Source organism: Salmonella sp. 32010601201800023SM (assembly GCF_017572235.1).
GTDB lineage: Bacteria > Pseudomonadota > Gammaproteobacteria > Enterobacterales > Enterobacteriaceae > Salmonella > Salmonella enterica.
The window spans coordinates 121,093-134,998 of record NZ_JAGEQS010000007.1 but is presented as its reverse complement, the minus strand read 5'-3'; the positions used below and the strand labels follow the sequence as shown (position 1 = coordinate 134,998).

13 protein-coding genes are annotated in these 13,906 nt (G+C 52.6%); 4 read left to right on the top strand and 9 right to left on the bottom strand.

The features are described from left to right. Positions 1–10: 10 nt before the first annotated feature. The 5 genes from J4617_RS19370 to yacL all read right to left on the bottom strand — a co-directional run bounded on the left by J4617_RS19370 (position 11) and on the right by yacL (position 4,581). Positions 11–778 (bottom strand): DeoR/GlpR family DNA-binding transcription regulator, encoded by a 768-nt coding sequence (locus J4617_RS19370; protein ID WP_000678257.1) that lies wholly within the window; start codon positions 776–778, stop codon positions 11–13. A 9-nt stretch (positions 779–787) separates the two neighbouring features. Next, a complete protein-coding gene (locus J4617_RS19365; RefSeq protein WP_000448749.1) occupies positions 788–1,771 on the bottom strand; it encodes a D-threonate 4-phosphate dehydrogenase in 984 nt (327 codons plus the stop codon). Continuing rightward, positions 1,761–3,032 (bottom strand): D-threonate kinase, encoded by a 1,272-nt coding sequence (locus tag J4617_RS19360; RefSeq protein WP_017465636.1) that lies wholly within the window; start codon positions 3,030–3,032, stop codon positions 1,761–1,763. The genes J4617_RS19365 and J4617_RS19360 overlap by 11 nt, the downstream gene beginning before the upstream one ends. Then, on the bottom strand, positions 3,029–3,982 hold the full coding sequence (locus J4617_RS19355) for a 2-keto-3-deoxygluconate permease 1 (RefSeq protein WP_001022089.1): 954 nt from the start codon (positions 3,980–3,982) through the stop codon (positions 3,029–3,031). Before J4617_RS19355 ends, J4617_RS19360 begins: the two co-directional genes overlap by 4 nt. 236 nt (positions 3,983–4,218) lie before the next feature. Continuing rightward, the gene (gene yacL, locus J4617_RS19350; RefSeq protein WP_000384308.1) at positions 4,219–4,581 is read right to left on the bottom strand and encodes a protein YacL; all 363 of its coding nucleotides are present in this window, start codon (positions 4,579–4,581) and stop codon (positions 4,219–4,221) included. A 270-nt stretch (positions 4,582–4,851) separates the two neighbouring features. Between yacL and J4617_RS19345 the strand changes: the two genes are divergently transcribed. Both J4617_RS19345 and J4617_RS19340 read left to right on the top strand, forming a co-directional pair. Beyond that, positions 4,852–5,175 carry a hypothetical protein gene (locus J4617_RS19345; RefSeq protein WP_001101536.1) on the top strand — a complete coding sequence of 108 codons (324 nt, stop codon included), beginning with the start codon at positions 4,852–4,854 and terminating at the stop codon, positions 5,173–5,175. Positions 5,176–5,584: 409 nt separating this feature from the next. Continuing rightward, complete coding sequence (locus tag J4617_RS19340) at positions 5,585–6,049, top strand: membrane protein (protein WP_000110437.1); 465 nt, start codon at positions 5,585–5,587, stop codon at positions 6,047–6,049. Between the two features lie 39 nt (positions 6,050–6,088). Here the strand turns inward: J4617_RS19340 and J4617_RS19335 are convergent, their stop codons facing one another. Together J4617_RS19335 and J4617_RS19330 are read right to left on the bottom strand one after the other, a co-directional pair. Then, positions 6,089–6,268: a hypothetical protein gene (locus J4617_RS19335; protein WP_017465635.1), complete on the bottom strand. Its 180-nt coding sequence runs from the start codon at positions 6,266–6,268 to the stop codon at positions 6,089–6,091. A 1-nt stretch (position 6,269) separates the two neighbouring features. Next, a complete protein-coding gene (locus J4617_RS19330; RefSeq protein WP_017465634.1) occupies positions 6,270–7,433 on the bottom strand; it encodes a DUF4431 domain-containing protein in 1,164 nt (387 codons plus the stop codon). 74 nt (positions 7,434–7,507) lie between these two features. Between J4617_RS19330 and J4617_RS19325 the strand changes: the two genes are divergently transcribed. Continuing rightward, complete coding sequence (locus J4617_RS19325; protein WP_017465633.1) at positions 7,508–8,440, top strand: DUF4424 family protein; 933 nt, start codon at positions 7,508–7,510, stop codon at positions 8,438–8,440. 356 nt (positions 8,441–8,796) lie between these two features. On the opposite strand, the gene J4617_RS19320 is transcribed toward J4617_RS19325, so the two are convergent. Then, complete coding sequence (locus J4617_RS19320) at positions 8,797–9,819, bottom strand: DUF4431 domain-containing protein (RefSeq protein ID WP_223227890.1); 1,023 nt, start codon at positions 9,817–9,819, stop codon at positions 8,797–8,799. A gap of 138 nt (positions 9,820–9,957) precedes the next feature. Between J4617_RS19320 and J4617_RS19315 the strand changes: the two genes are divergently transcribed. Further along, complete coding sequence (locus tag J4617_RS19315) at positions 9,958–10,929, top strand: DUF4424 family protein (protein ID WP_017465630.1); 972 nt, start codon at positions 9,958–9,960, stop codon at positions 10,927–10,929. Between the two features lie 31 nt (positions 10,930–10,960). Here the strand turns inward: J4617_RS19315 and acnB are convergent, their stop codons facing one another. After that, positions 10,961–13,558, bottom strand: a complete 2,598-nt coding sequence (gene acnB / locus J4617_RS19310; protein WP_017465629.1) for a bifunctional aconitate hydratase 2/2-methylisocitrate dehydratase — start codon at positions 13,556–13,558, stop codon at positions 10,961–10,963. Positions 13,559–13,906: the final 348 nt, after the last annotated feature.

The window sequence follows — 13,906 nt, the reverse complement described above, 5'->3', positions numbered from 1 at the left end:
GACGGCGCTGTCACTCCGGCTGCACCAGCGTTAGCGCAAAAGCGCGCCCTTTCAGTTCAACCTGCGCTGACGGCGGCAGATTGACGTCGGTAATCACGTCATTAAAGCGCTCAAGCGGCACCACATTAAAGAGCGAATGCGCGCCATACTTACTGCTGTCCGCCAGCAACACTTTGCGCTGCGCATTAGCAATAATCTCCTGTTTAAGCCCGGCCTTATCTTCCGTTGGGGTCGTCACGCCCGTTTTTACCCCCCATGAATTACAGCTCATAAACGCGATGTTCGGGTAAACGCTGCGCAACAGCTTGCGCCCATGCTCACCGATACAGGACTGACTGCTGTCATCGATACGACCGCCGACAATCGTCACTTCAATTTGCCGGAACTCAGATAAAAACAGCGCAATATGCAGATCGACGGTGATGACCCGCAGCGGAAGATGGGTTAAGCATTTCGCCAGTTCCATCATTGTCGTACCGGCATCCAGCACGACGGCATCGCCAGCATTCACCAGCGATGCGGCAACGCGTGCGATCGCCCGTTTTTCAGCGGGCGATCGCAGTTGTTTTTCATTGGTGGTGGGCTGGGCGGGTTCAAAACGCCGCAGCGCCACGCCGCCATGACTACGGCTGATCACGCCCTGCTCATCCAGCTTGATCAAATCGCGACGGATAGTGGCTGGCGATGCGTCAACCGCCTCAACCAGCTGTTCTACCGTAACCAGCGTATGGTTTTTCAGATACGCCACAATGAGATCCAGACGGTGTTGTCCTTTCATAACAGGGAATTATGCCAGTTGCATTGCCAGTTTGATCGATACGGCCATGCTCTCAGATTTTGCTTTTCCCGTCCAGGCGATATCAAATGCGGTGCCATGATCGGCAGAGGTCCGAATAAACGGCAGCCCCGCGGTGATATTCACGCCATCATAAAAGCCAAGCAATTTCAACGGGATATGCCCCTGATCATGATACATCGCCACCACCATATCATACTGTCCCTCATAAGCCTGGAGAAATACAGTATCCGGCGGGCACGGCCCATAAACGTCCATACCTTTTGCGCGGGCATCGGTAATGGCTGGCGTCAGGATACGCGTCTCTTCATCGCCAAACAGGCCATTCTCGCCCGCATGAGGATTCACGCCTGCCACGGCGATACGCGGTTTAACGTAACCCACGCGCTTGAGGAAAGTATCAGCAATGCCAATCACCGTTTCGACACGCGTGGTACTTAACGTATCAAGGAATTTACGCAGCGCGATATGCGTTGAAACGTGAATCACTTTTAGTTTATCGGTGTAAAGTACCATCGCGTAATCGCGGCTATGGGTCAGGGTCGCGAGCAGCTCGGTATGGCCCGGATAGTTGTGCCCCGCCAGGTGCAGCGCCTCTTTATTCAACGGCGCGGTAGCGATAGCCTGTACGTCGCCCCGTAACGCTAACTCGGTGGCGCGCTTCACGCAGCGATACGCTAAATCCCCCGCCTGCGCCTGAACTTTCCCGGCCTCCAGCGCCTCCGGCTGCGCCAGCGGCTCATCAATCACATGAATGATGCCGGGCGCAAAACGCGCTTCGGCGACCCGTTCAATGGCCCGTAACTCGACGTTCGGCGTGATGCCCTTCGCCTGTAAACGTTTCAACGTTGCGAGGCATCCAATAACCACCAGCGGCGCGCCGTTGAGACCGTCTTCGCTTAGCGCTTTAACAATAATTTCCGGCCCAATGCCCGCTGGATCGCCCATGGTAATGGCAACGGTTTTAGTCTCCACAATACATCTCCTCAATATAATAAAGCGCGTCACACAACGTACTGTCTGAACCGAATCCGCCCGCTTTGGTAATGACCGGCAGATCGTCAATTTCGCTGTTTACAAACGTTCCACAGGGAATACAGGGCGCCACCTCGCTCTGAATGCGATAACCTTCAGCGCCAAGTGCGCCGGCGACGGCGGTAGCGATATCGCCGCCGGTCAGAAACAACCCGCCAATCCGCGCCTGCTCGATAATGTTTAACGTGACGACGCCAAGCCGCTGGCTCAGTCGCTCGCCCAATTGCTGACGGCTCATCGCGGATTTTTCGCACAACGCGTCGATTAACTGTCGATCTTCTGCGCGACGGCTGGTGCGTAAAATCGTATGTCGATGCTGACTTAACAGCGCGCAGGCCTGCTCTACGACAGACGCGATTTCCTGTTCCGCGCTATCCGACACCATGCGCGCGGCATCGATATCCACGACCTCCGCACGTCCCCGGCACAGCGCATTATCCACCTGACGTCGCGTGGCTTCGCTCATCGAACCGGCCACCACCAGCACCGGCAGCCGCTGCCGGTCTTGCATAAAAAGTTCAACCGGCAACGCATTCGCCAGACCCGCTGCGCCGACGAGCAGCGGCATCGACGGTTGTTCACACGCCGCTTGCGCAATCAACGTCAGGTCCCGCTCTTCCACCGCATCCACGACGATAATCCCTTCGCCCTCAGCCGCATAAGCCGTAAGTAAGGCGCTTAACCCGCCGCGTCGGACATCCTGCAAAAAGACTTCATACACAGGGATCTCACTTTGCAACGCCACTATCTCGGCAATGCGGGAAGAGACAATGGGCGTTTTCGGATCGCTGGCAAATTCGGTTTCCAGTAGCGGGACGCCATTAACCAGACATTTTCCTTCAAGCGTCGTGCGTCCGGCCGCAGGGATCGCGGCGGCGATAACGGCCAGTTTTCGCTGACTGGCGCGCATGGCCGCCGTCACTTCGGCGCCGATATTGCCGCGAAATGTGGAGTCGATTTTTTTGTACACCAGCGGCGCTGGCGATGTCTCACACCACGGGGAAAGCGCGGCATAAACGGCAGATGCCGCCAGATCTGCGGGCATCGCCCGGCTTTCGGTGTTAATGACTAACACATCGGCGCGGCGGGACGGTTTTTGCGACGCGCTCAACATAACTTCCGTTCTCGCCCCCTTCTTCGCCAACTGGACGCCGGTATCATTCGATCCGGTAAAATCATCGGCGATAACCATCATTTTCATGCGTTTTTCTCCAAAGAAGCCTGACGCGCCTGTTTTTTTGCAACCCAGGAGGTCAACACTGGCGTCAGGATTGCCGTGGTGATCACCGAGGCGGCAATCAGCGGAGCGGCAGCAGCGGCCACCTCGGCGAGCGAAGGGTCGGCCTGCGCAATAGCCAGCGGCGTCGCAACGGCATTACCCGCGGTGCTGGAGGCCGCCGCCCCGGCAATGCCAGTTCCGCCAACCAGACGATCTGCGCGAATATTAAAAAAACCGCCAACGAACGTTGTCAGCACGCCGAGCAGAATTCCGGCAAGTCCGCCTTGCAGTAACATTTCCAGGTTGATGCCCGCCCCCAGCGCAAAAGCAAAGAAAGGAATGAGCAGCGGGCCGCCTTTAGTCAAAAAATCGCGCATATGAGGATCAAGATTGCCGAGGATCATGCCGACAACCAGCGGAACCAGCACCGCCACCAGCGCCATAATGGGAATGTTCGCCATCCCTGCCGCGCCCAGCGCAATCATCGTAAAGAAAGGGCCATCATTAAGAGACAAAATAGAGATAGCGCCGACGTCGCGCTCATTGCCGAATTCGCCTACCAGCGCAGCATAAAGTCCGCCATTTGAATTGCTCATCGCCGCGATAATCGCCACGCCGCTCAGGCCAAAAATACCCTCCGCGCCGAAAAGATGCTCCACGCCCAGGCCAATGCCGATGGCGACAAGCAACTTAGTGAGCGTAATCGTCCCGCCCTGCAATAACGCCTGGGGCGCGGCTTTCACACTGATACCGGCTCCCATACACAGCAGAAAAGCGCCAATCAGCGGTGCCGCGCCGTTTTTAAATAAGGCAGTGGTAAAACCGCCGATCTCAAGCGCCTGCGGGGCGAAGGTGTTAATGACTGCGCCAATAACGAGCGGTACGACCATCATGCCGCCGGGTACGCGCTCTATTGCTTTTTTGATGTTCATGGTCTTACCGCCTGTTGCTTGTTGTGATTGAATAAAATCATAACGATTATATTCAATCAAATTAAGATCACAAACGCGTCAGATCACAGTTTTAAAATGATTAATAAAAATCAAAAAAAATCATTCTGCTATAAAAAAGCCGGGATACTCCCGGCTGGAATGTTTGGCGACTTCGTTTCCACTACCGCCCCCAACTGTCCGTCGACTGGCGTTGTGGGACAATAACGAAGAGAGGGTCAGGCTTTACTGACGAATTCCCGATACGCGGCGACGACCCGCAGAAAATCCTCCATGCCGCACAGGGATAAACTCTCTTCATCGTAATAACTCATCCCCTCTTCCATCTCATCGCCGGAAAAATCCAGTTGATTGGCGCGAATCATCACTTCTTCGCCGTCCATCCAGATCGTGTATTCATGCCCTGCTCGTTGCCAGGAGCGTTCGCTGCCTTTGACCGTACGCGCGGCTTGTTCTACTTCATCCAGTAGCGAGAGGTTGTCTTTAACCTCTTCATTAAACCAGTGACCGACCACCTCGTGGCCCATCGACATTCGTACTTTTACCCCTCCGGTAACGTCGCGCAGAAATTCGTAATCCATAATTGTTTTCCTCTGCCCTGGCAATGCGCCAATACCGCATTGCGCCTTAAGGTAATTATCGCAGCACGGTGAAAGAAAAACAGCGGGGCGCACAAAAGATAAAATAAAAATGCCAAAACAGTTTATTATTCATACAGAAAGTCACTCTAGCGCTTCAATATATCTACACGCACTCCGACAAAGTGCTACGTGCCGCACCGTGGGGTATTAAGTCTCCACGATTCACAAACTCGCCGTTAGCGAAGCGCGATCTGGAAGAGTATTTATTTAATGAATGTGCTTTTCATATGCAGCCGAAATCAATGGCGCAGCCCCACGGCGGAGCAGGTGTTCCGCCGCTATCCTGGCCTTAGCGTCCGTTCCGCTGGCACCAGCCGCAACGCCAAAAAAAGCGTGTCGTGCGGGTTACTTCAGTGGGCTGACGTTATCTGCGTTATGGAGCAGAAACATAAAGACCGGTTGATGGCTGAATATCGTCGTATTATTGAAAATAAGCCCCTGCACGTACTCGATATCCCCGACGATTATCGCTATATGGACCCTGAACTGGTCAGGCAACTGGAAGAGCTGGTGCCGGAAGTGCTGGGGATATAGGCGTTGCCGCAAGGAAATGTCCATCATCGATCACGATTACATTCACTTACTCTCCGTTAAGCGAAAACTCGACGACAAATTTCACATCAGGCAGCGCGCCGTTTAGATGACCTTTTATTATGCGCCGGAAGAGAGCAGTCATTAAAAACGGCTGCCCCTCATCCAGCTATAGCATTACCAGCCCGGCGTCCCTCTGGCGTTTTTTCAGAAATCATCAATACCCTGCCCACGCCGACGCCTGCTAGTCTTTCAGACGCTTCCTTATCATCCGGGTCGTTGTCATGAAATTGTTGGCTACTTGATAAGCACTTTTCAACTGAACTCCAGCAATGGGCGATATCAGCAGAGAAGCCGTAGTGAGTTGTATTTTTTGTCAGACGGTTGAAGGAAAATTCAGGAAGGATACATTATGTCTGTATTTCGACGAATAATTTATCATAGCGGTTGGTTTATTCTGTTTGGGCCGTTAATAGGCGCAGCCATCGCGATAGGTATCATAAACTTTTTACCCGCCATTATTGGCGGACCAGACTCATTTTTGTTGTATTTCTGCAGAACAATACCAGAATTAGTGATTATTACCGGCTGGATATACAGTCTCCTCCCCGCATGGTTAACCGGTGTCGCCTGCGCGCTGATCCCCCTGAAATTATATCAAAAAATAATTAACAGGATGATCCTTTGCGCCATTGCAGGTGGTCTGATCACGACGCTGTTTAATTTTGCGCGATATGGTTTTGACATAAGCATACTACCATTAATATATGGTGAAGTATTGATTATGCTTATTCCAGCGATTGTAGCCGGGGCAATAATGGGCGGGGTAATTACGTATTTGCCGGGGCTACGGGAAGTGAAGCGTAATAATAAATAAGAAGCGCCATTCGGGCCCGGAAATCCGGGCCCGTCTCTGTTACACCGCAGTCTGGAAAATCACGCCGTCCGCTTTCTCAGTGTACTGAGAGAGCTGGTCGAAGTTCAGGTAACGGTAAGTATCTACCGCCGCCAGCTCCGCAGAAGCCGGAAAACGATCTGTCGATGACCTTTTATTATGCGCCGGAAGAGCGCAGTCATTAAAAATGGAGAGTCTCACATCACCAGCCCGGCCCCTCCATCACGGGCATGAGTTCCACAATATTCTCCAGTACCAGTGGCGTGTGGTGATCTGAACTTAATGCCAGTAAAACATCACCTGTGACAACAATTTCTTGGTTTAACAAACTGTCGCCGTCTTGGTTTAACAAATCGTCGCCGTACTGTACTTTAACTCTTTCTATGATCTCATCGCTCAACAAGAGTTGCACTTGCCCATTCCAGTCGGCTGTCTGCATGTCGGCATCCTGGACGCAGGTTAACGGTTCTTCGAGTTTAACCACCCAATAACGCTGCGCGCCGCTTTTTTGCTCTGCCAGTATTCCGCGCAATGACACGGTATCGCCTTCCCGCACGCAGCGCTGTTGCCGTTTTTTCGCCATTTCTTCAACCGTTTTGACTGGCAAAATGTCGGTGCTGTGGTTACACCAGGCCAGTGAGCTTTGGCGACTAATGCCCTGAAATTGAGGAACGGGCAACCACCATGTATTATTAGCGTCTTTCTGCAATACCAATACCACATCCAACTTTTTACTATCCTGACTATACCAGTCAGCATCGGCATTGGCTGGTTCGCCACAAAAATAGGCATATTTTTGCGCCGCGCATAGCTGCGTCACCACGAAGGATGGCACAGGCGTATTATTCAGCGTTGTTTTACGATTAAGATCGCCAACGTAGTTTTCACGTACCGCGTCAAGCAGTTGCGTGCGCAACGGATCGCCTTTTTCTACCGGCAGGCAAGCTGCGATGCGCCCGTACTGTTTCACCAGCGCGCGTAATTCCTGTGACTTCAGGTCAACATTCCCGGCAAAGTGGCACTTCGCTTGCTCCGGCGCGCTAAACTCTTCATCCAGGTAAACCGTACTCACCCACCCTTCGGTACCGCTGTCCAGCAGAATACGATCGAAGAGATAATATTTATCATCTTCATCTTTAATATATTGACCGTCAGTATCTTTTAGCAGGCCGCAAAAATAGGCCAGTTCGCGCGTCTCGTTGATTTCAATCCGCTTGATATCGAAGCGGGCGTTTAATAGCCCAACCTCCTCGCGTAGCGTTAACGCAATAGCGCCACGTGGATTTTCATCAGGCTTCAGCGGGAACATATCTGATGCATATAAATTGCAACAAACCATCACCAACAGCAATAAAAAATAACGCATGAACGTGACCGTCGAAAAATTGCATTGAGGGTGCCATAATAGCGCTTTGCGTTATTATCAGTAATCATTTGCTCATGAAAAAGATCGCGTTCGGTTTCCCGTTATTGCTGGCAGTATTGCCTCATCCGGCGCAAGCCAATGAGGCCGTGGCGAATAGTTCATTACATTTACTGGCACAGAGCGATATTCAACTGGCGAAAGAGCGTCTGTTAATTGAACGCGATCGGATTAATGCCGATTATTTGTTTGTGAATCCGACCGCGCAGGATATTACCGTTCCTGTCGTTTTCCCCATGCCGCCGCTGTCATTTAGCGACGTTAACGAAGCCGGTGAAGATTACATCCCCGGCATCCGCAACATTAAAATCCGCGTCGATGGTCAGATCGTGACCCCGCAACCACGCTGGACCGTAGTACTGAATGCTCCGCAGGAAGAGATCACCGATAAACTTCAGCAGGCTGGCTGGACGGTGGAGCAACTGATCGCCGCGCTAAGCGATGGTGAATTTTCGCCTCCGGCGGATCACCCGGCGCTGCCGCCGGAATGGTTTAAGGATAATCAGCCGCAGTTTACTATCCAGCGCAACTTCATCTGGCAGCAGACCTTTCCGGCGGGGAAAGCGGTGACTATCCACCAGGTTTACACCCCGAGCGTGTCACTCAGCGCGCTAATGTCAACGGATGAGCTGGACAATGACAACACCTGCCCGACGGCGGAAAACCGCCAGCAAATACAGCAGGCGCTGGATCAGTTAATGACGACGCAAGGCCCGGCAGGCGCTTTGGGGCAAAACCGAATGGATGTGGTGCTAACCGGTGATCCCGCGTGGAAAGAGGGGGACATCGGCGAGTTTACGCTGCGCCTTCACGGCGACGTGATCACCACCTGCTTTCAGCCGCCGCTGACGCGAATTAACGCCACTACGCTGGAATTTAAGCAGAAAAATTTCCGGCCTGCGGAAAATCTGGCAGTGACGTTTTATTCTTTATCGTCCATGTACGAATGATGGCATAAAACGCTTTACTCACTCAAATCCACGAGCGCATGAAGCGTCTTATAATTAAAAATCCACTAGGTAGAAAGAATTTCACCCTGCTGGTAAAATTTATAATCACTCTCGCTATTTGGCGACTTCAGTTTTATGACATCCCCCATTTGTTTCCAACGGGCATAAGGCGCCTTGTTATTCATTGATTTGAGATTCTGCACCATCGGTTCGATGGCGCGCGCACATTTTTGCGTTACCGTCATCGTAAAATGCCATCATCCCACCGTTAGTAACGTGTAAATGTGTAATTTAGCCGCCGCATCAGCGTTGCCGCATAGCATCAATAGCATTCCTATAACCCATAACTTTCTCATTCACTTTATTTCCGTTAAGCGAAAAATATTATCCAGTAACAGCGGCGTATGATGCGAGACGCTCAGCGCCAGAAAAATATCGCCGCCGACGCTGACTTTTTTACCGACCAAATTGTTGAGCGATTCCCGCTCTTGTGGGGTTAGCACCAGTTGCATCGTCTGGTTCCAGCCAGGCTGCTGCTTATTGGCATCGCGCACGCAGGCAAGGGGGTTATCCGGGGTCAGGGTCCAGTAAGCGGACTCGCCGTCACCCTGCTGGCGAAGCGTGCCGGTGAGGTTAACGGTGTCTCCCTCCACCCTGCACGCCTGCGCCAGTTGCGCTAAATCGGTTTCTCGCAGCGTGCCATCGCTACAGTACCCGCCGCTCACTTTAGATTGTTGTGTCAGCAGCTTGTTTTCCGGCTGCGGGCGCCACACGCCATCCGGGGATTTTTTCAACACGACGCGAAGCCGATTATTGGCGTCATCATGGATAAAAAAACTCGTTTTATCTCCCGTCGCCTTACCCAAAAAGTAAGCATAATCTTCCGTGGCGCAAAGGTCTTCGACGATAAATTTTACCGTCGGCAGCGGGCCGTTCAGGGTTAAGCTATTGCTGTCGCCAATATAACTGACGCGCAGGCCGTTCAGAATATCGCTTCGCAGCGGGTCGCTGGCTTTTACCGGCTGGCAAATATTTTTGCGCCCTTGCGCGGCGACCTGCTCACGTAAGAGCGCAGACGTTAACGGTACGTTTTTACCATAATGGCAGTGAACATCCTGCGGCGAAGCAATGGTTTTATCAAAGCGCACAACGCTGCCCCAACTCCAGCGATAACCTATCGCCATCACGCGGTCATAAAGATGATATTGATTTTGCCCATCCGTCAGAAAATTATCGTTTTTGTCTTTTATTAAGCCACAAACGTAAGCAATGCTACTGTTTGCTTCAATCCGCCGCAGGTTAAACAGCCCATCCTCAAGCCCTTCTTCATCGCGCAGCGACAGGGCAATATATTTGCGCCAGGTATCACCTTGTGGCAATGGTTTTATTTCTTCGGCAAATGTATTTTGGCAAATTATTAATAATAAAAATAAATAATACCGCATTTTTCTTCCCTCGAAAAACGGCACTCACCGGATTATGATAATGATTATGTTTCGGACATGGAATGCACCGGTATGACATATTTTAAGTGGCTGAGCGTACTCCTGTGTTTTATTACCAGTTATCATGCTTATGCAAACGACTCGGCGGTCGGGGAATCCAATGGTTCCATTGAATTTCTGCAACAAAATGAGATCAGCATGGCGAAAGAGCGATTGTTGATTGCCAGCGATCGTATCAATGTCGATTATGTATTTATTAATCATTCGGCGCAGGATATTACCGTTCCGGTAGCTTTTCCGATGCCGGCTATTTCCCAAAGATATATGGGAGATAGCACAGAAGGTATTGCCAACTTTAAGATCAGTGTGGACGGTAAACCGGTTAAAAGCGAGTCCCGCTGGCGAGTTATCCATGACTTAGGCGGTAAAGGTGAAGAAGACATTACGGCGAAACTACTGCAAACCGGCTGGACGATCCCACAGCTACGCCATGTCCTCAATCGCGAGGGCAAAGCCTCTATTGAAGAAAGATATAAAGAGGGAAAACAGCAATTACCGTCAGAGTGGTTTGATGACGGCTATCTGAATATTGCCGTTCAACAATATTTTATCTGGCAACAACGTTTTCCGGCGGGCAAGGAGATCGTGATTCACCACTCATACACGCCCAGTAAATCCACCGGCGTGCCTGACAGCCTTGACAGTCTTCTTGGTGATGAGCTCGGCGATCAATGCCTGACCGCCGCCACTCGCAAGGCGTTAAAACAGCTGGATGCAGGAATAAAATATAAAAACGAAGACGGTAGCGCGAATATCGGCTGGGGCTATCTGGGCTATATTCTGAAAACTGGCGCTAACTGGAAAGAGGGTGTCATTGGCGACTTTACCTTGCGCATTCATAAGAAGGATGAGACTGAAGTGGTCGTCCCCTGCTTTAATTACCCGCTAAAACAAATTGATCCGTTAACCCTGGAGTTTAAACAAAAAAACTTCAAGCCCGATGAAAACCTGGATATCCATTTTTATTACGATTCTTCGCTGTAAAAACTGGCCCGGAAATCCGGGCCAGTCACTTTTATACCGCAGTCTGGAAAATCACGCCGTCCGCTTTCTCAGTGTACTGAGAGAGCTGGTCGAAGTTCAGGTAACGGTAAGTATCCACCGCCGTCTTATCCACCTGCGCCACGTAGGTCTGGTACTCTTCCGGCGTCGGCAGTTTGCCGATCAGCGCCGCCACCGCCGCCAGCTCCGCAGAAGCCAGGAAGACGTTCGCACCGGTACCTAAACGGTTCGGGAAGTTACGGGTAGAGGTGGAGACCACCGTCGCGCCGTCGGCCACACGCGCCTGGTTACCCATACACAGGGAACAGCCCGGGATCTCGATACGCGCCCCGCTCTTACCAAACACGCTGTAGTAGCCTTCTTCGGTGAGCTGCGCGGCGTCCATACGAGTTGGCGGCGCCACCCACAGGCGGGTTGGCAACTGGCCTTTGTGGCTATCCAGCAGCTTACCAGCCGCGCGGAAGTGGCCGATGTTGGTCATGCAGGAACCGATGAACACTTCGTCGATCTTCTCGCCCTGCACGTCAGACAGCAGACGCGCGTCGTCCGGATCGTTCGGCGCACAGAGGATTGGCTCTTTGATATCCGCCAGATCGATGTCGATCACCGCCGCGTACTCTGCGTCAGCATCGGCTTCCAGCAGTTGGGGGGCCGCCAGCCATTTTTCCATGCCCTGGATACGGCGTTCCAGCGTACGACGGTCGCCGTAGCCTTCGGCGATCATCCACTTCAGCAGGACGATGTTGGAGGTCAGGTATTCAACAATCGGCTCTTTGTTCAGCTTGATGGTACAACCGGCAGCGGAACGCTCGGCGGAAGCATCGGTCAGCTCAAACGCCTGCTCCACTTTCAGATCCGGCAGACCTTCGATTTCCAGGATGCGGCCAGAGAAGATGTTTTTCTTGCCTTTCTTCTCAACGGTCAGCAGGCCCTGTTTGATGGCGTACAGCGGGATGGCGTGTACCAGATCGCGCAGGGTGATGCCCGGCTGCATTTTGCCTTTGAAGCGCACCAGCACGGATTCCGGCATATCCAGCGGCATCACGCCGGTCGCGGCGGCAAACGCCACCAGACCAGAACCCGCCGGGAAAGAGATACCAATCGGGAAACGGGTATGGGAGTCACCGCCGGTACCGACGGTATCCGGCAGCAGCATACGGTTCAGCCAGGAGTGGATCACGCCATCGCCCGGACGCAGAGAGACACCGCCACGGTTCATAATGAAGTCCGGCAGCGTGTGGTGCGTGGTGACGTCAACCGGCTTCGGATAGGCTGCGGTGTGACAGAACGACTGCATGACCAGATCGGCGGAGAATCCCAGACAGGCCAGGTCTTTCAGCTCGTCGCGGGTCATCGGGCCAGTCGTATCCTGAGAACCGACGGAGGTCATTTTCGGTTCGCAGTACGCGCCCGGACGGATACCTTTCACGCCACAGGCGCGACCGACCATTTTCTGCGCCAGCGAGAAGCCACGGCTGCTTTCCGCCACGTCTTTTGCCTGACGGAAAACATCAGAGTGCGGCAGACCCAGCGCTTCACGCGCTTTGGTGGTCAGGCCACGGCCGATAATCAGCGGAATACGACCACCGGCACGCACTTCGTCGATCAGCACGTCGGTTTTCAGTTCGAAGGTTGCCAGTAGCTCGCCGGTTTCATGATTGCGTACTTCGCCTTTGTACGGGTAGACGTCAATCACGTCGCCCATATTCAGGTTAGAAACGTCAACTTCGATTGGCAGTGCGCCCGCATCTTCCATAGTGTTAAAGAAGATAGGCGCAATTTTGCCGCCGAGGCACAGGCCGCCGCCGCGCTTATTCGGCACATTCGGGATGTCATCGCCCATGAACCACAGCACGGAGTTGGTCGCGGATTTACGGGAAGAACCGGTGCCCACCACGTCACCCACGTAAGCCAGCGGGTAGCCTTTTTTCTGCAATGCTTCGATTTGTTTGATGGGGCCGACAACGCCTGGCTGATCCGGCTCAATGCCTTCACGGGCGTTTTTCAGCATCGCCTGCGCATGTAACGGGATATCCGGTCTCGACCACGCATCCGGCGCCGGAGAGAGATCGTCGGTATTCGTTTCGCCGGTCACTTTGAAAACGGTGACGGTGATTTTTTCCGCCAGCGGCGGACGGCTCAGGAACCATTCGGCGTCGGCCCAGGATTGCATCACCTGTTTGGCATATTCATTGCCCGCTTTGGCTTTCTCTTCTACGTCGTAGAAGTTATCGAACATCAGCAGAGTGTGGGACAGCGCTTTGGCAGCAATCGGCGCCAGTTTCGCATCGTCCAGCGCATCAATCAGCGGATGAATGTTGTAACCACCCTGCATGGTGCCCAGCAGTTCAATGGCTTTTTCTGGGGAGACCAGCGGGGAGGTGGTGTCGCCTTTCGCGACAGCAGCGAGAAAACCGGCTTTAACATAAGCGGCTTCATCTACGCCAGGAGGAACGCGGTTGATCAACAGGTCTAACAGGAATTCTTCTTCGCCCACAGGCGGGGTCTTCAGCAGCTCGACAAGCGCAGCCATTTGGGTTGCGTCTAAAGGTTTCGGCACAATCCCCTGGGCAGCACGCTCAGCTACGTGCTTACGGTATTCTTCTAGCACGACGATATCTCCTCGCTCTCATTGTCATAATGCGGCGCTTTTGTTGATGGGCGATTCTCTTCACGCTCCTGTGAGACAGTAGTTAGTAGGGTAAATGCCCGGTACCGCATAAGGCACAATAACAGGATTTTCTTTAAGTGTTAATCTGTTTACAAAAAAGCAACATAAAAAAGTGGCTGAATCGTTAAGGATGGTCTAATGCTCTACTGAGACGGGAGCTGCAGCCATAAATGCTTACCTCATTTCGTGCTTTGATCGTCACGTAACGTTACCGATCCCAACATTAGCTAAAAATTAAACTATCGTCCCTTTATACTCACGCCAAACTGCACCCCGTCGGCGGCAGGC

Excerpts from the sequence above, each read along its gene's own strand:
- J4617_RS19370 (WP_000678257.1), bottom strand. The coding sequence starts at position 778 with ATGAAAGGACAACACCGTCTGGATCTCATTGTGGCGTATCTGAAAAAC.
- J4617_RS19360 (WP_017465636.1), bottom strand. The coding sequence starts at position 3,032 with ATGAAAATGATGGTTATCGCCGATGATTTTACCGGATCGAATGATACC.
- J4617_RS19355 (WP_001022089.1), bottom strand. The coding sequence starts at position 3,982 with ATGAACATCAAAAAAGCAATAGAGCGCGTACCCGGCGGCATGATGGTC.
- yacL (WP_000384308.1), bottom strand. The coding sequence starts at position 4,581 with ATGGATTACGAATTTCTGCGCGACGTTACCGGAGGGGTAAAAGTACGA.
- J4617_RS19345 (WP_001101536.1), top strand. The coding sequence starts at position 4,852 with ATGAATGTGCTTTTCATATGCAGCCGAAATCAATGGCGCAGCCCCACG.
- J4617_RS19340 (WP_000110437.1), top strand. The coding sequence starts at position 5,585 with ATGTCTGTATTTCGACGAATAATTTATCATAGCGGTTGGTTTATTCTG.
- J4617_RS19330 (WP_017465634.1), bottom strand. The coding sequence starts at position 7,433 with ATGCGTTATTTTTTATTGCTGTTGGTGATGGTTTGTTGCAATTTATAT.
- J4617_RS19325 (WP_017465633.1), top strand. The coding sequence starts at position 7,508 with ATGAAAAAGATCGCGTTCGGTTTCCCGTTATTGCTGGCAGTATTGCCT.
- J4617_RS19315 (WP_017465630.1), top strand. The coding sequence starts at position 9,958 with ATGACATATTTTAAGTGGCTGAGCGTACTCCTGTGTTTTATTACCAGT.